A 15,698-nucleotide genomic window follows, 5' to 3' on the forward strand; every position below is an offset into this window, starting at 1 on the left:
GGCACTTTTTTAACTCCATCACGGACGTCGTTGTTCTGACCATGAAGACCTCTTTTCTCGCACGCTTACTCATTCCGGCGCTTTCAGTCGCTGCCCTGGCTTCCGCTGCTCACGCCGATGACCTGAATATCAAAACCATGATTCCAGGCGTTCCGCAGATTGACGCGGAGTCCTACATCCTTATTGATTACAACTCTGGCAAAGTGCTGGCAGAGCTTAACGCGGACTCTCGCCGCGATCCTGCAAGTCTGACCAAGATGATGACCAGCTATGTCATCGGCCAGGCAATGAAAGCGGGTAAATTCAAAGAGTCCGATCTGGTTACCATTGGTAACGATGCCTGGGCGACCGGTAACCCGGTGTTCAAAGGCTCTTCACTGATGTTCCTGAAACCGGGTATGCAGGTGCCGGTATCGCAGTTGATCCGCGGGATTAACCTGCAGTCGGGCAACGATGCTTGCGTGGCGATGGCCGATTACGTTGCCGGCAGCCAGGATTCCTTCGTGGGCCTGATGAACAACTACGTCGCCCAATTGGGCCTGAAAAACACCCACTTCCAGACCGTTCATGGCCTGGACGCTGATGGACAGTACAGCTCCGCGCGCGATATGGCGCTTATCGGTCAGGCGCTTATCCGCGACGTACCGAATGAGTACACCATCTATAAAGAAAAAGAATTTACCTTTAACGGTATTCGCCAGATGAACCGTAACGGTCTGCTGTGGGACAACAGCCTGAACGTTGACGGTATTAAAACCGGCCATACCGATAAAGCTGGCTACAACCTGGTGGCTTCGGCGACCGAAGGCCAGATGCGCCTTGTTTCCGCCGTGATGGGCGGTCGCACCTATAAAGGCCGCGAAACCGAAAGTAAAAAATTGCTGACCTGGGGCTTCCGTTTCTTTGAAACCGTGAACCCGATTAAAGCTGGCAAAGAGTTTGCGTCAGAACCGGCCTGGTTTGGCAACACCGATCGAGCTTCCCTGGGCGTAGATAAAGACGTTTACCTGACCATTCCACGCGGCCGCATGAAAGACCTGAAAGCCAGCTACGTGCTGACCAACAGCGAACTGCACGCTCCGCTGCAGAAAAACCAGGTGGTGGGTACCATTAACTTCCAACTGGACGGTAAAGTCATCGACCAGCGTCCTCTGGTGGTGCTGCAGGAAATTCCAGAAGGCAACTTCTTCGGCAATATCATTGATTACATTAAATTAATGTTCCATCACTGGTTTGGTTAAAAATCACTCACTTGAAAGTGTGATTTCCATCCCCATATAATATGCATAGCAAAAACAACTCCCGCCCAGAAGCGGGAGTTGTTCTTTTTTAACTCTGGAGCTGACATGAAAACCAAACTGAACGAACTGCTTGAATTCCCTACACCATTTACTTACAAAGTGATGGGTCTGGCGAAACCTGAGCTGGTTGACCTGGTGGTTGAAGTGGTACAGCGCCATGCGCCAGGTGACTACTCTCCACAGATAAAGCCAAGCAGCAAGGGCAATTACCACTCGGTGTCTATTACCATCAATGCTACCCACATTGAGCAAGTCGAGACGCTGTACGAAGAGCTGGGCAATATCGAAATCGTCCGTATGGTGCTGTAATATCATCATCGTTACCCGGCACAGTCGGGTAACGCTTCCTCTCCTCTCGCTGTGATATACTCTGCGTCCATTATTTCCCCTCCCCGCGGAGACGCTGTTTTGGACTTAAATACCCTTCTCATCCGTCAACTTGGTTTGCAACCCTACGAACCCATTTCGCAGGCTATGCACGATTTTACCGATCATCGTGATGACGACACGCTGGATGAAATCTGGCTGGTTGAACATCAGCCGGTCTTTACCCAGGGACAAGCGGGTAAGGCCGAACACGTGCTGGTTCCCGGTGATATTCCGGTCATTCAAAGCGATCGTGGAGGTCAGGTCACCTACCACGGTCCCGGTCAGCAGGTGATGTACGTGCTGCTCAATCTTAAACGCCGTAAGCTGGGTGTACGTGAGCTCGTGACGCTGCTGGAGCAAACCGTGGTCAATACGCTGGCAGAAGTCGGTATCGATGCGCATCCCCGTGCCGATGCGCCAGGAGTGTACGTAGGGGAAAAGAAAATCTGTTCGCTGGGTCTGCGCATTCGCCGAGGTTGCTCTTTCCATGGGCTGGCGCTCAACATCGCCATGGACTTATCGCCGTTCCTGCGCATAAACCCTTGTGGTTACGCCGGTATGGAGATGGCCCAGGTATCGCAATGGGTGGCAGAGGCTAAACCAGAGAATATATCCACAATTTTGGTAGACCAATTTTTAGCGCTGCTAAACAATCCCCCGCATAAATATATTTACGAATAATATATTATACATTATGGCCCGTTATTTAGCGGGCCGCATCGCTAATCCCATCACAGCCAATTATAAAAAAAACAAAAATTTGTGCTTTTTCTGTACACATCTACACTAAATTTGTACTTGGATCTCATTTTCATGAAAAAAAGCCATTAATTACATATATCGCATGAATACATTAGTGCAGTTAATGCATTGACTATCCACGAAAAATTGTGCTTTTAACCTTGCGAATTACCTCTCGTCAGAATAATAATGATAATGAAATCATCAACTATCATTCATGATATGAATGAATATGGAGTGCGTAGTGTGGATTATAACGATAAGCCCGAAAATAAAATAAACTTGAATGTCGATAATGATACGCCACAAATCTTCCGGACCCTGCGTAATATAGATCTTAATTTATTGACCATATTTGAAGCTGTTTATGTGCATAAAGGTATCGTCAATGCCGCGAAGATTCTGAACCTCACCCCCTCGGCTATCAGCCAATCGATCCAAAAACTCCGGCTTCTGTTTCCCGATCCACTGTTCATCCGTAAAGGTCAGGGTGTAACGCCAACGGCCTACGCAACGCATCTCCATGAATATATTAGCCAGGGGCTGGAATCGATTCTCGGCGCCTTAGATCTCAACGGCAGCTACGACAAACAGCGAGTGATCACCATAGGCACGGCGGCTTCAGTCGGTGCGATAGTCATGCCGGTCATTTATCAGGTGGTTAAGAAAACGTATCCGCAGGTGCTGTTGCGTAATGTTGCCGTCACCGATGCCAACACCCAGCTAAGCCAGTTCCAGACAGATTTGATTATCGATAACCATGAACACAACAATCCTCGCACTCTGGGTCGTCATGCACTGTTTAGCGATAAACTGGTACTGGTTTGTCGCGACGATCACCCGGCCCACAGCGCAGAGCCTTCGGTCGATACGCTCATGCAGTACGAACACACGCTCCTGACGATGGACGGTGCCGGGCAAAACGATCTGTATAAACGCATTCGCGACATGCTGCCTGACCGTCAGGTTAGCGTCAGCAGTTACAATCTATTCACTATTGCGTCACTGATCGCATCAAGCGATCTGATCGGCATTATGCCGCTACGCTTTTACCATATCTTCAAGCAGTGCTGGCCGCTGCAGGCGCTTGAGTTCGCCCCACTGCAACAAGAACAGATCGATTTTTCATTGCATTACAACAAACTCAGTCTGCGTGACCCGGTAATGCAAAACATTATCAACGTGATTCACGAAGCATTCTAAGACTCCCGTCGTCCGTCTCCCCACCGCCGGCAAAAAAGCATTATTCAACAACTATTTTACAATTTGCCGGCCAGTTAGGCTGCTTTATGCCCCATTTCAATGGTATACTGCCTGTCATTAATTCAAAAATAGTTGATAAATACAACAATCCCTTGAATTGAAAAGCTTTCCCTCGATACTCGGAACTGGAAGACGCATGCTATGAGTAAACCCATTGTGATGGAACGCGGTGTTAAATACCGTGATGCCGATAAAATGGCCCTTATCCCGGTGAAAAACGTCGTTACAGAGCGCGAAGCGCTGCTGCGAAAACCGGAATGGATGAAAATTAAACTTCCTGCAGACTCTTCCCGTATTCAGGGTATTAAAGCAGCCATGCGTAAAAACGGTCTGCACTCGGTCTGTGAAGAGGCCTCCTGTCCAAACCTGGCAGAATGCTTTAACCACGGCACCGCGACCTTTATGATCCTCGGCGCAATCTGCACGCGTCGTTGCCCATTCTGCGATGTTGCCCACGGTCGCCCGGTTGCTCCGGATGCCAACGAGCCGCAAAAGCTGGCGCAGACGATTGCCGACATGGCACTGCGCTATGTGGTTATCACCTCGGTGGATCGTGACGATCTGCGCGACGGCGGTGCCCAGCATTTTGCTGATTGCATTAGCGCAATTCGCGAAAAGAGCCCAAGCATTAAAATTGAAACGCTGGTACCAGACTTCCGTGGTCGTATGGATCGCGCGCTGGAGATCCTGACGGCGACTCCGCCAGATGTGTTCAACCACAACCTGGAAAACGTGCCGCGCATCTACCGTAACGTCCGCCCGGGCGCTGACTATAACTGGTCACTGAAGCTGCTTGAGCGCTTTAAAGAAGCGCATCCTGACATCCCGACAAAATCCGGTTTGATGGTCGGACTGGGTGAAACGAACGCTGAAATCATCGAAGTGATGCGCGATCTGCGCCGTCATGGCGTGACCATGCTGACGCTGGGGCAGTATCTGCAGCCAAGCCGCCATCACCTGCCGGTACAGCGCTACGTGAGCCCGGACGAATTTGAAGAGATGAAAGAGGAAGCGATGGCAATGGGCTTTACCCATGCAGCCTGCGGCCCATTCGTTCGCTCGTCTTACCATGCGGATCTCCAGGCCAAAGGCATGGAAGTGAAGTAAGATTCGTCAGTAAGACAAAAAGCCGCTCTCTTTGGATAGCGGCTTTTTTTATCACTGCCAGCGACACAAATTGTTGCAATGAAACATCATTTGCAATGAGCTACTCATGAAAAAGGGCCACAACGTCATCACGCTGTAGCCCCTTCCGCGGGTATGACCCCTGCGCACGAGATGCACGCTTTCTGCACCTCACGTTAAACGCTGCCCTGCTTACTCTTTATGAGAGAGCTTCTCTGCCGGAGTCTCTTCTGCGCTTTTCTGCGCAGTGGTTTCATCATCGTTCATGGCTTTCTTAAAGCCTTTGATGGCTGAACCCAGATCTCCACCCAAAGTCCGTAATTTTTTGGTACCAAACACCAGAACAATCAGTGCTGCCACTACCAGTAGTTTGGTAATACTAATCTCACCCATAGATACCTTCTTCTCAAAAACAGGCTGCAAAATGCGCCACATCACTGTGGTTTATTAACGGTCATCTGGCGCGTGCACACAATAGCAATCTGTAACAAGGTGAATCAAGCGTTGTTTAAAAAAACGTCACGTTAATTGCGGTAGCGCAAAGCGCCGGTTCTCCAGGACGGGAAGCTGCTGACGAACGGTTAAAAGATGTTCGCGGCTGACCTCGCCCACAATCAATTGCGGCTGCTGAGCCGCCCCGGCAAGCGTGACGCCCAGAGGATCAACAACCCGACTCTGCCCGATATTACGATTCCCGCACTCACCGCTTGCCACCAGATAGCAGGTGGTGTCTAACGCGCGCGCGGCGAGCAGCGTTGACCAGTGATGTTCCTTCAGCGGGCCACGCACCCACGCTGCGGGCAAAACTAGAACCTCTGCCCCCTGCAACGCCAGGGCCAGCGCCATATCAGGAAAACGCAGATCATAGCAGGTCATCAGCCCGACCTGGAAACCGGCGACTTCAATCAACGGCGGCAATACATGTCCGGCATCTACGCGCTTTGACTCCTGCGTGGAGAACGCATCGTAGAGATGCAGTTTGTGATAATGGGCAATGACCTCACCACCGCGCAGCGCCACCAGCGTATTATTGGCTCTCCCCTCACCCGCTGGAGTATGGATAGTGAGCACGGTGGTCAACGAGTTCTGACGGCTCTGCGCCTTGAGTTGTTGCATAAAACCGCCATCTAACGATTGTGCGGACTTAACCGAAAGGTCCGGATCGCTATCGTCGCGAGCCAACAACGCCTCCGGCAACACTAAAAGCGCCGCCCCCTGCTCGGCCGCATTTTGCATCAACCGCACGCAAGTTTGCGCATTCACCTGCCATTCTGGCGTTACCACAAATTGTCCTGCCGCAACCCGCATCATCACCTCCAGAGTTTTGCTAATATATCAACACCATGAATAATGATGTGATTACTGGTCATCATTCAAACCGCTGACGCAACATCGGCAATCGTAAATCCAACCAGTATATAGTCATAATAGCCCGTTCGACGTTAAACTCAGGGCATTGCTCAAAAATGGCAGGAACCCGGCATGATGCAACTTTTATTAGCCGTTTTTATCGGTGGGGGTACCGGGAGCGTGGCCCGCTGGCTGCTCAGCCTGAAACTCAATCCGATGCACCACGCGCTTCCGCTCGGTACGCTAACCGCAAACCTGATCGGTGCATTTATCATTGGCGCAGGACTTGCCTGGTTCAACCGGCTGCCGCAAATTGATCCGGTCTGGAAGTTGCTCATCACCACGGGCTTTTGCGGAGGCCTGACAACCTTCTCAACGTTTTCCTCCGAAGTGGTCTTTTTGTTACAGGCGGGGAAAGTAAGCTGGGCATTGCTGAATGTGGCCGTGAACCTGCTGGGTTCATTTGCCATGACGGCGCTAGCGTTCTGGTTGTTTAGCACCAGCCGTTAGCGAAAAAAGAATAAAAAAAACCCGCGGTTAAGCGGGTTTTGAATTCTGACTGCTATTGTCGCTTACAGAGCGGTTACGTTAGCAGCAGAAGGGCCTTTGGCACCGTTAGTGATTTCGAACTCTACACGCTGACCTTCAGCCAGAGTTTTGAAACCGTTGGTCTGGATTGCAGAGAAATGTACGAATACATCTTTGCTACCATCTTCCGGAGTAATGAAACCGAATCCTTTGGACTCATTAAACCACTTAACGTTACCTTTAATCTTAGACATCAAAATTACCTTTATATGAAAAAACGACACTAATCTGTGTCAGTTAACAGTACAACAATTGTGGTGCGTTTTGTCCAGCCCAACTTTGTTAAAAAGTGATAAATGTCGCTAACTTTTATTCGCAGGTTGACTTTATCGTTAAATTAGCTACAAGAGCCGTTTTTAGAACTGAAAACGCAGCCAGGCGAAGTAGACATTACCGTTATTGTAAGTCCCTGGAATGTAAGTCATCTGGAACGTGGCAGGCCCATAACCAATGGATGCCATAGGTAGCAAAACGGGAACGGGAATGTAGTTCCAGTTATCCCGTGCGGTTACCCCAACGGTATACCCCAGACCCCAATGAAAATTGTCGTCCGCCAGCGGTCGCCAGGTTGCTTCCCATCCATAGCCGCCAATAGGCTCCCATTTGTTATAGGAATCTTTAAAGGCCATTAGATAGATGCCGTGCCAGTTTCCTTTATCATCCCAACGTGATACGCCAAATCCAGCGCCCCATGGGCGTTCATTGTATCTGTCGGTTTTATCTTTATCGTAAGCAAAACGCGCATGCCAGGTAATCGCCGGAATGTAGAGATCGTAATTCTGCGGTTCTTGCCAGGTTTGAACAACATTGCTGCTCAGCGTGTTATAGCCCTCTTTTACCGTTTGAGTAAAAGAGGCATAAGCCGGTTGAGCGGCCCCCGTCAGCCCTGCAGCAGCAATCAACAACGGCGGAAATCTATTTAGTTTTAACACGATACTCTTGCCAATTAATCATCTATTAAGAATAGTCTAACAAGAGTAAACTTAATCGCACCTTAACGGTATCGATGTTCTGCTCTTTCCCCAACCCTCCATTACAAATTAGAATATTCCTAAGCAGATCGTCAAGCGGACGTAATGAGGAGACAACAATGCGTCAATTAACCTTGGAATACTGAATCTTATAAACCCACGCTAACTATTAACGGCTTGTAGTATAATAAAAAATATCCACAGTTAGCTTTCTTAGGAAATTACCAATATTCAAAAATAGCTTTTTATTATTAAATAAAAATTCTAAATATCTATTTTCATCGACCCTAAAATTATTTCTTCATCATCAAAAAAGCGGTATCCTTCGATGCAGCACCATCGGCGACATCCCCTCGCGCAATGAGGCTTTCACCGCTATCCTCAGCACCTCCGTTTGTTGCTAACCCCTAGAATTATTTATAAAAATAATAACATTTCATTTACCTTGATTGTTTATTATTCCAGCACTGCGCTATACTCGTCACGATACAGATGTTCAGCTTTGTGAGTACATCGTGTAAATTGAAATCTCATTCTCCTTAATTAGTCTGTTTTTTGATTTTCATCAGCTAATTTTGCCGGTTTTTTCGGCACATTCCACCCCTTACTTTGATGCAGGTCTGCGTCAATTTTACAACTGGGCGATAGGTGTTAATAATGTTAACGTTCTTTGAACTCCTGATTGGTGTTGTGGTTATTGTGGGCGTAGCCCGCTACATCATCAAAGGATATTCCGCGACGGGGGTCCTATTTGTTGGCGGCCTGCTGTTGCTGATTGCCAGCGCATTGATGGGACATAAGATTTTACCGAGCAGCGAAACCAGCACCGGTTACTCTGCTACCGATATTATTGAATACATTAAGATCCTGCTGATGAGCCGCGGTGGCGACCTCGGTATGATGATTATGATGCTGTGCGGCTTCGCAGCATATATGACGCATATTGGCGCCAACGACATGGTGGTTAAGCTGGCCTCTAAGCCGCTGCGTTTCATTAACTCACCTTATCTGCTGATGATTGCCGCCTACTTTGTCGCTTGCCTGATGTCGCTGGCCGTCTCTTCCGCCACAGGCCTTGGCGTTCTGCTGATGGCAACGCTGTTCCCGGTGATGGTAAACGTCGGTATCAGCCGCGGTGCCGCTGCCGCAATCTGCGCCTCACCGGCAGCCATTATTCTTTCGCCAACCTCCGGCGACGTGGTGCTGGCCGCGAAAGCGGCGGAAATGCCGTTAATTGATTTTGCATTTAAAACCACGCTGCCTATTTCCATCATCGCGATTATTGCCATGGCGATCGCCCATTTCTTCTGGCAGCGCTATCTGGACAAGAAAGAGAATATTTCTCATGAAATGCTGGATGTGAATGAGATTACCACTACCGCTCCCAGCTTCTACGCTATCCTGCCGTTTACACCGATTATCGGCGTACTCATTTTTGACGGCAAATGGGGTCCGGAGCTGCATATTATTGCCATTCTGGTTATCTGTATGCTGCTGGCGGCCATTCTCGAGTTCTTCCGTGGCTTTAATACTCAGAACGTGTTTGCCGGTCTGGAAGTGGCTTATCGCGGGATGGCCGATGCCTTTGCGGGCGTAGTCATGCTGCTGGTTGCGGCGGGCGTATTTGCCCAAGGCCTGAGCACCATCGGCTTTATTAATAGCCTGATTTCCATCGCCACCTCGTTTGGCTCCGCCAGTATAATTCTGATGCTGGTGCTGGTCGTACTGACCATGCTGGCCGCCATGACCACCGGATCCGGGAATGCGCCGTTCTACGCCTTCGTTGAGATGATCCCTAAACTGGCTCACTCTTCCGGCATTAACCCTGCGTATCTTTCTATTCCGATGCTTCAGGCATCCAACCTGGGCCGCACCATCTCCCCGGTATCCGGCGTGGTGGTTGCCGTGGCTGGGATGGCAAAAATTTCACCCTTTGAAGTGGTGAAACGTACCTCCGTACCGGTCATCGTCGGGCTGATTGTGGTCATTATCGCCACCGAAATTCTGGTGCCCGGTGCTGCCGCATAATCATTTGCCAGCCAAATAAATAAGGCGCCTAAGGGCGCCTTATTTTATGATTAAGTCACACCCTTAAATGATGAAAAAACGTGGAGTCAGAAATATGTTCAGGAAGACTATTGTGTCAGGGTGTGCGCTATTGCTCAGCGCCGGCAGCCTTCACGCTGCCCCTCTCGTACCAGCACAATATGGCGACTTCGACCGTTATGTTCTGGCGCTCTCCTGGCAAACCGGTTTTTGCCAAAGTCAGCATGATAAAAACCGCAAAGAACCACTGGAATGCCAACAGCCCAAAGAGGCGACCAACAAAGCCGACTATTTGACGGTTCACGGTTTATGGCCGGGTTTACCGGGATCGATTGCCTCTCGCGGCGTCGATAATAACCGCTGGATGCGTTTTGGCTGCGCGACGCGGCCCATTCCCAATATGCCCGAAGCGAAAGCAGGCCGAAAATGCGCCGCTGAAGAGACCGGGTTATCGCTGGAAGTGGCCAATAAGCTGAATCAGGTGATGCCCGGTAGCGGCGGAAAATCCTGCCTTGAGCGCTACGAATACGCCAAACATGGCGTTTGCTTTGGATTTGACCCTGATGCGTATTTTGGCACCATGGTCCGTTTGAATAACGAAGTGAAACAAAGCGCAATTGGCCAGTTTTTGGCGGAAAACTACGGCAAAACCGTCGATCGCGCCAGCTTTGACAATGCGGTCGCCCGCGCCTTTGGCCAGCAAAACGTTAAAGCGGTAAAGCTAACCTGTAACGGTAATCCGGCCTATCTGACCGAGATGCAGATCGCCATTAAATCGGCCCGAATTAACGATCCGCTTTCCGCCGATTCCCTGCTCCCGCAGCCGCATCCGGGTAACTGTGGCAAGCAGTTCGTATTAGATAAAAACGGTTATTGATCCATGCCCCCGCATCCTGCGGGGGCAGATTCACTAGCGTTGGATGAAGGCCAACAGATCGTCATTGATCTGATGCTTATGGGTTGTGCAAATTCCGTGCGATCCCCCGTGATACACCTTGAGTTCGGCATCCGGTAAAAGCTCAGCCGCAACCTTACCGCAGGTTTCGAACGGCACAATCTGGTCATCGTCGCCGTGAATCACCAGCGTTGGAATGGTCATCTTACGCAGGTCGTCACGCAGATCGGTTTCTGAGAAGGCTTTGATACAGTCGTAAAGCGCCTTAATTGAACCCTGTAGCCCCTGCTCAACAAATCCTTCGCGCACCGCTTTCGACTCCTTGGCCCCATCGCGGTTGTAGCCATAGAATGCCGCCGTCAGCTCATAGAAAAATGCCCCGCGATCGTTGATAACGCCATCACGAATACCATCGAACACCTCTATCGGTACGCCGTGCGGGTTAAAATCCGTTTTCAGCATAATCGGCGTCACGGCGCCAATCAGAACCGCCTTCGCCACCCGGCTTGTTCCGTGACGGCCAATATAGCGCGCCACTTCACCACCACCGGTTGAGTGACCAACGTGCACGGCATCTTTTAAGTTCAGATGCGCCGTCAGCGCCGCCAAATCGTCCGCATACTGATCCATGTTGTGCCCATCCCAGGGCTGCGCCGAGCGTCCGTGTCCACGTCTATCATGGGCGATTACGCGATACCCTTTTGAACCCAGATATAACATCTGATCCTCAAATGCGTCAGACGTCAGCGGCCAGCCATGGCTGAAAACTATCGGCTGCCCGCTCCCCCAATCTTTGAACCACAGATAGCTACCATCTTTCAGGGTCAGTTTATCGAAACCGCTCATACGATCTCCTGTGCTGGAAGGTCGCTGCCAGTTGCAGCCTAAAAAGAATAAGCCAGATTTCGCGGTCGCGATGGATTTAGCACAAAATTCACACAGCTTCCGGGTCGCCGCTCCTGAATGTGCGCTACATCACTTCAAACCTGATGCTGGGATCAGTATGATGGGGTGAGATGAACCCTTGCCGCTGGCGGTGAGGGTTTTCTTTTGGATAATAGATATGACATGGAGTAGATAATGACCAGACCTGCCATCATTATTAATGAGTTCGATGCCGAGCGTATCGACCGCCTGCTTGAGCAATCTGCTTACGCAAATTCACCGGTGGCGAACGCGCTAAACGACGAACTGGATCGCGCCCAAATGTGTGCCCCGGAGGCCATGCCGCACGATGTAGTGAGTATGAATAGCCAGGTCAGATTCCGCGATCTCACCACCGGCGAAGAGCGCGTGCGCACGCTGGTTTTCCCGGCGCAGATGACCGACAGCAGCAGTCAGCTCTCCGTAATGGCACCGGTTGGTGCAGCCCTACTCGGCCTGCGTACCGGTAGCACCATCCATTGGGAATTACCGGGCGGTGCATCGACCCACCTGGAAGTGCTTGAGCTGCTCTATCAGCCGGAAGCCGCTGGCGAATTTAACCGCTAATCCCACCGCGATAAATTAAGAGGATGCCCAACATCCTCTTTCTGTCTGTGCCTGACTAAACTTTACATCCCCCCTCCGCTCACTAAACTAATTTGCGAACTCAATGACATATTCAAAGTGAATTATGTGTTTTGATAGTTCAACAAAGACAAGGAGGAGCCTATGTACAAGACAATCATTATGCCAGTTGATGTTTTTGAGATGGAATTGAGTGACAAAGCCATTCGTCACGCCGAGTTTATGGCCCAACAGGATGGCGTCATTCATTTGCTGCACGTACTCCCTGCTTCAGCCAGTTACACCATGAGTCGCTTCGCTTCTGACCTGCGTCGTTTCGAAGAACACCTGCAGCAAGAGGCGGAAACCCGTCTGCAAACGATGATCAGTCACTTCAACATTGACCCTTCACGAATCAAACTGCACGTGCGCCTCGGCAACGTGCGCGACGCGGTCAATGAGCTGGCGGAAGAACTGCACGCCGATATGGTGGTGATTGGTTCTCGCAATCCATCCATCAGCACCCATTTACTGGGTTCAAACGCTTCCAGCGTGATTCGCCACGCCCATATCCCGGTGCTGGTCGTACGCTAAATGGCATCCGGCCTGATGGTCGTCGATGACAAAAAAAGGCCACCTTTCGGTGGCCTTTGACATTGCAGGTATTGTCTTCTTTTTTATGCTGTTTTGGTGCGAATCAGATAATCGAATGCGCTCAACGACGCCTTCGCACCTTCGCCCGCGGCGATAATAATCTGTTTGTAAGGAACCGTTGTACAGTCACCGGCGGCAAACACGCCTTTCACGTTGGTTTCACACTTGGCATCAATGATGATTTCACCCATGCGGTTACGCTCAATCGCGCCTTCCAGCCAGTTGGTGTTTGGCAGCAGACCGATCTGGACGAAGATCCCCGCCAGTTCAACATGATGCTCATCGCCAGTCACGCGGTCACGGTACTGCAGCCCGGTAACCTTAGAACCATCACCCTTCACTTCGGTGGTCTGCGCATTCAGAATAATATCGACATTCTTCAGGCTGCGAACTTTATCCTGCAGCACCTGATCGGCCTTCATTTCTGGGGCAAACTCGAGCAGGGTAACGTGTTCAACCACACCGGCCAGGTCGATAGCCGCTTCCACGCCGGAGTTACCGCCACCGATAACCGCCACGCGTTTACCTTTAAACAGCGGGCCGTCGCAGTGTGGGCAGTAGGTTACGCCCTTAGTACGATACTGGTCTTCACCCGGGACGTTCATATTACGCCACTTAGCACCGGTGGAAATGATGATGCTGCGCGCTTTCAGCACCGCACCAGAGGCGGTTTCAATCTGATGCAGGCCGCCTTCAACCGCTGCCGGAACCAGCTTAGATGCGCTCTGAGAGTCAATCACATCAACGTTGTATTCACTTACGTGTGCTTTTAACGCACCCGCCAGCTTCTGCCCTTCCGTTTTCGGCACAGAAATGTAGTTCTCAATATCAACCGTATCCAATACCTGGCCGCCAAAGCGCTCGCCCATCAGGCCTGTACGGATGCCCTTACGTGCAGAATAGACCGCGGCAGCAGCGCCGGACGGGCCAGAACCGACAATCAGCACATCATAGGCATCGCGTTGATTCAGCTCTTCGGCTGCACGTTTTTCCGCACCGGTATCAACTTTGGCGACAATTTCCGTCAACGTCATGCGCCCCTGGCCAAATTCCTGACCATTCAGGTAGACCGCCGGAACGCCCATCACGTTACGTTCGGTGATTTCATTCTGGTAAGTCCCGCCGTCAATCGCCGTATGTTTGATACGCGGGTTCAGTACCGCCATCAGGTTCAGCGCCTGCACCACATCCGGGCAGTTGTGGCAGGAGAGTGAATAATAAGTCTCAAACTCAAAATCACCGTCCAGATCGCGAATCTGCTCCAGCAGAGACTGCGCTTCTTTCGATGGGTGACCACCGGTCCACAGCAGCGCCAGTACCAGCGAGGTAAACTCGTGGCCCAGCGGAGAGCCTGCAAAACGCGGCCCCTGGTGTGAACCCGGATTAGTAATCAGGAATGATGGTTTACGCACTGCCAGGGTATCATCTTGTTTAAAGGTGACTTTGTCTGACAGTTCAGCGATTTCAGCCAACAGTTCCTTGATCTCTGCCGATTTAGCGCTGTCATCCAGCGTGGCAATCAGCTCAACAGGTTTGGTCAGCTTCTCAAGATACGCCTTGAGCTGGGTTTTCATGTTGGTGTCGAGCATTTTTATCTCCTGGGCTTAAAACATCATCATGCAAGCGGCCTTAGGCCAGCCTGAATGCGGCTTGCATGATGATTTTCGAGAAAGAAAGCGGGCGCGTACATGCCCCCGCTTGAGGATGAATTCACCAGTATTTCATGTTACAGGAAGGCGGTAAGCTTATGAGTCCCCGGGAGCTTACTGAAGTAAGTGACCGGGGCGATTAAGCGTTGCCAACGCACCTTTGGCATGAAAGACGCAGCGAATTTTAGATTTTGCCAACCAGGTCCAGAGACGGAGCCAGAGTCGCTTCACCTTCTTTCCATTTAGCCGGGCAAACTTCACCTGGGTGAGAAGCAACATACTGAGCTGCTTTGATTTTACGCAGCAGGTCAGACGCATCGCGGCCGATACCTTCAGCAGTAACTTCGATTGCCTGGATGATACCTTGTGGGTCAACCACGAAGGTTGCGCGGTCAGCCAGACCTTCATCTTCACGCATGTTTTCAAAGTTACGGGTCAGGGCGCCAGTCGGGTCGCCGATCATCGCATATTTGATTTTCGCGATGGTGTCGGAGCTACCGTGCCATGCTTTGTGGGTGAAGTGGGTATCGGTAGAAACGGAGTAAACATCTACGCCCAGCTTCTGCAGCTCTTCGTAATGGTCAGCAACGTCACCCAATTCGGTTGGGCATACGAAGGTGAAGTCAGCCGGGTAGAAGAAGAAGACGCTCCAGCGACCTTCGGTATCTTTCTCGGTTACTTCGATGAACTCACCGTTTTTGAACGCCTGGTTTTTGAAAGGTTTGATTTTGGTGTTAATTAAGGACATCTATACTTCCTCCGTGTTTTCGTTGAGGTCTAAGTTAACGAAATTATTCCGATTCGACCAATGCGTTTACATTATCAAATCGATAAGCGTTATCTAACAACCAGAACAAGACAGCTTTGTGAACCCTGGTCACAGAGCGGCACAAATCGCTCATCCCATAACGTAAAAGGGCCGCAACAAGGCGGCCCGTTTACCTGAATCTCCCGCAGGTGAATTCAGCGCCAGCCAGGCTGGCTAAGTGTTGCGCTCCACCTGACCTTAAAATCAGCGGTAGCGTCTGGATTACAACACCCACATCCACAAAGGGCAATCCGCAATACGTTGGTGTAACCTATAGCTGTGATAGGCTACACCGCCGAAACTCACCTACCCACTGATTTTACAGAGCTTTTCTATGTGGTACCGCTCTTTACTTCAGCGAGCATCCACCCGCTAACTCTCCGTGGATGATTTATGTCATGAATAAGAAAAAAATCCCGTGGCTGACTATGTATCAGGCCAACAATAGAC

General features: G+C 50.6%; 17 protein-coding genes. 10 read left to right on the forward strand and 7 right to left on the reverse strand.

Annotated features, from left to right (window positions below):
• Positions 1–41 precede the first annotated feature (41 nt).
• The 5 genes from dacA to lipA all read left to right on the forward strand — a co-directional run bounded on the left by dacA (position 42) and on the right by lipA (position 4,781).
• Positions 42–1,241: a D-alanyl-D-alanine carboxypeptidase DacA gene (gene dacA / locus KCR01S_RS14925; protein WP_061283471.1), complete on the forward strand. Its 1,200-nt coding sequence runs from the start codon at positions 42–44 to the stop codon at positions 1,239–1,241.
• A gap of 105 nt (positions 1,242–1,346) precedes the next feature.
• Entirely contained in the window at positions 1,347–1,610 is a 264-nt protein-coding gene (gene ybeD, locus KCR01S_RS14930) for a DUF493 family protein YbeD (RefSeq protein ID WP_035894333.1), read from the forward strand.
• Between the two features lie 99 nt (positions 1,611–1,709).
• Positions 1,710–2,351 carry a lipoyl(octanoyl) transferase LipB gene (gene lipB / locus KCR01S_RS14935; RefSeq protein ID WP_061283472.1) on the forward strand — a complete coding sequence of 214 codons (642 nt, stop codon included), beginning with the start codon at positions 1,710–1,712 and terminating at the stop codon, positions 2,349–2,351.
• Between the two features lie 306 nt (positions 2,352–2,657).
• Positions 2,658–3,614 (forward strand): YbeF family transcriptional regulator, encoded by a 957-nt coding sequence (locus tag KCR01S_RS14940; RefSeq protein WP_061283473.1) that lies wholly within the window; start codon positions 2,658–2,660, stop codon positions 3,612–3,614.
• 201 nt (positions 3,615–3,815) lie between these two features.
• The gene (gene lipA, locus KCR01S_RS14945; protein ID WP_061283474.1) at positions 3,816–4,781 is read left to right on the forward strand and encodes a lipoyl synthase; all 966 of its coding nucleotides are present in this window, start codon (positions 3,816–3,818) and stop codon (positions 4,779–4,781) included.
• 210 nt (positions 4,782–4,991) lie between these two features.
• Here the strand turns inward: lipA and tatE are convergent, their stop codons facing one another.
• Positions 4,992–5,192 (reverse strand): twin-arginine translocase subunit TatE, encoded by a 201-nt coding sequence (gene tatE / locus KCR01S_RS14950; RefSeq protein ID WP_061283475.1) that lies wholly within the window; start codon positions 5,190–5,192, stop codon positions 4,992–4,994.
• Between the two features lie 126 nt (positions 5,193–5,318).
• Positions 5,319–6,107 carry a deaminated glutathione amidase gene (locus tag KCR01S_RS14955; protein WP_061283476.1) on the reverse strand — a complete coding sequence of 263 codons (789 nt, stop codon included), beginning with the start codon at positions 6,105–6,107 and terminating at the stop codon, positions 5,319–5,321.
• Positions 6,108–6,281: 174 nt separating this feature from the next.
• On the opposite strand from KCR01S_RS14955, the gene crcB reads away from it, so the two are divergent.
• Complete coding sequence (crcB, locus tag KCR01S_RS14960; RefSeq protein ID WP_061283477.1) at positions 6,282–6,659, forward strand: fluoride efflux transporter CrcB; 378 nt, start codon at positions 6,282–6,284, stop codon at positions 6,657–6,659.
• Between the two features lie 62 nt (positions 6,660–6,721).
• On the opposite strand, the gene cspE is transcribed toward crcB, so the two are convergent.
• Positions 6,722–6,931 (reverse strand): transcription antiterminator/RNA stability regulator CspE, encoded by a 210-nt coding sequence (cspE, locus tag KCR01S_RS14965; RefSeq protein WP_000034826.1) that lies wholly within the window; start codon positions 6,929–6,931, stop codon positions 6,722–6,724.
• Positions 6,932–7,093: 162 nt separating this feature from the next.
• Positions 7,094–7,669, reverse strand: a complete 576-nt coding sequence (gene pagP, locus KCR01S_RS14970; RefSeq protein ID WP_373880252.1) for a lipid IV(A) palmitoyltransferase PagP — start codon at positions 7,667–7,669, stop codon at positions 7,094–7,096.
• A gap of 696 nt (positions 7,670–8,365) precedes the next feature.
• Here pagP and dcuC point away from each other — a divergent pair.
• Together dcuC and rna are read left to right on the forward strand one after the other, a co-directional pair.
• Positions 8,366–9,736, forward strand: a complete 1,371-nt coding sequence (gene dcuC / locus KCR01S_RS14975; protein WP_052284791.1) for an anaerobic C4-dicarboxylate transporter DcuC — start codon at positions 8,366–8,368, stop codon at positions 9,734–9,736.
• 94 nt (positions 9,737–9,830) lie between these two features.
• A complete protein-coding gene (gene rna / locus KCR01S_RS14980) occupies positions 9,831–10,631 on the forward strand; it encodes a ribonuclease I (RefSeq protein WP_061283479.1) in 801 nt (266 codons plus the stop codon).
• Positions 10,632–10,664: 33 nt separating this feature from the next.
• On the opposite strand, the gene KCR01S_RS14985 is transcribed toward rna, so the two are convergent.
• A complete protein-coding gene (locus KCR01S_RS14985) occupies positions 10,665–11,495 on the reverse strand; it encodes an alpha/beta fold hydrolase (RefSeq protein ID WP_061283480.1) in 831 nt (276 codons plus the stop codon).
• A gap of 234 nt (positions 11,496–11,729) precedes the next feature.
• Between KCR01S_RS14985 and rnk the strand changes: the two genes are divergently transcribed.
• Together rnk and uspG are read left to right on the forward strand one after the other, a co-directional pair.
• Entirely contained in the window at positions 11,730–12,140 is a 411-nt protein-coding gene (gene rnk / locus KCR01S_RS14990; RefSeq protein ID WP_061283481.1) for a nucleoside diphosphate kinase regulator, read from the forward strand.
• A 162-nt stretch (positions 12,141–12,302) separates the two neighbouring features.
• On the forward strand, positions 12,303–12,731 hold the full coding sequence (uspG, locus tag KCR01S_RS14995; protein WP_061283482.1) for a universal stress protein UspG: 429 nt from the start codon (positions 12,303–12,305) through the stop codon (positions 12,729–12,731).
• An 83-nt stretch (positions 12,732–12,814) separates the two neighbouring features.
• On the opposite strand, the gene ahpF is transcribed toward uspG, so the two are convergent.
• Both ahpF and ahpC read right to left on the reverse strand, forming a co-directional pair.
• Positions 12,815–14,380: an alkyl hydroperoxide reductase subunit F gene (gene ahpF, locus KCR01S_RS15000; protein WP_061283483.1), complete on the reverse strand. Its 1,566-nt coding sequence runs from the start codon at positions 14,378–14,380 to the stop codon at positions 12,815–12,817.
• A gap of 244 nt (positions 14,381–14,624) precedes the next feature.
• Positions 14,625–15,188, reverse strand: coding sequence for an alkyl hydroperoxide reductase subunit C (gene ahpC / locus KCR01S_RS15005; RefSeq protein ID WP_052284784.1), 564 nt, complete (start codon positions 15,186–15,188; stop codon positions 14,625–14,627).
• Positions 15,189–15,698: the final 510 nt, after the last annotated feature.

The sequence above is a fragment of the Kluyvera cryocrescens NBRC 102467 genome (genome assembly GCF_001571285.1).
Classification (GTDB): domain Bacteria; phylum Pseudomonadota; class Gammaproteobacteria; order Enterobacterales; family Enterobacteriaceae; genus Kluyvera; species Kluyvera cryocrescens.

Coding starts and splice junctions, on each gene's coding strand:
- dacA (WP_061283471.1), top strand. CDS start 42: ATGAAGACCTCTTTTCTCGCACGCTTACTCATTCCGGCGCTTTCAGTC.
- ybeD (WP_035894333.1), top strand. CDS start 1,347: ATGAAAACCAAACTGAACGAACTGCTTGAATTCCCTACACCATTTACT.
- lipA (WP_061283474.1), top strand. CDS start 3,816: ATGAGTAAACCCATTGTGATGGAACGCGGTGTTAAATACCGTGATGCC.
- tatE (WP_061283475.1), bottom strand. CDS start 5,192: ATGGGTGAGATTAGTATTACCAAACTACTGGTAGTGGCAGCACTGATT.
- KCR01S_RS14955 (WP_061283476.1), bottom strand. CDS start 6,107: ATGCGGGTTGCGGCAGGACAATTTGTGGTAACGCCAGAATGGCAGGTG.
- crcB (WP_061283477.1), top strand. CDS start 6,282: ATGATGCAACTTTTATTAGCCGTTTTTATCGGTGGGGGTACCGGGAGC.
- cspE (WP_000034826.1), bottom strand. CDS start 6,931: ATGTCTAAGATTAAAGGTAACGTTAAGTGGTTTAATGAGTCCAAAGGA.
- dcuC (WP_052284791.1), top strand. CDS start 8,366: ATGTTAACGTTCTTTGAACTCCTGATTGGTGTTGTGGTTATTGTGGGC.
- rna (WP_061283479.1), top strand. CDS start 9,831: ATGTTCAGGAAGACTATTGTGTCAGGGTGTGCGCTATTGCTCAGCGCC.
- KCR01S_RS14985 (WP_061283480.1), bottom strand. CDS start 11,495: ATGAGCGGTTTCGATAAACTGACCCTGAAAGATGGTAGCTATCTGTGG.
- rnk (WP_061283481.1), top strand. CDS start 11,730: ATGACCAGACCTGCCATCATTATTAATGAGTTCGATGCCGAGCGTATC.
- uspG (WP_061283482.1), top strand. CDS start 12,303: ATGTACAAGACAATCATTATGCCAGTTGATGTTTTTGAGATGGAATTG.
- ahpF (WP_061283483.1), bottom strand. CDS start 14,380: ATGCTCGACACCAACATGAAAACCCAGCTCAAGGCGTATCTTGAGAAG.
- ahpC (WP_052284784.1), bottom strand. CDS start 15,188: ATGTCCTTAATTAACACCAAAATCAAACCTTTCAAAAACCAGGCGTTC.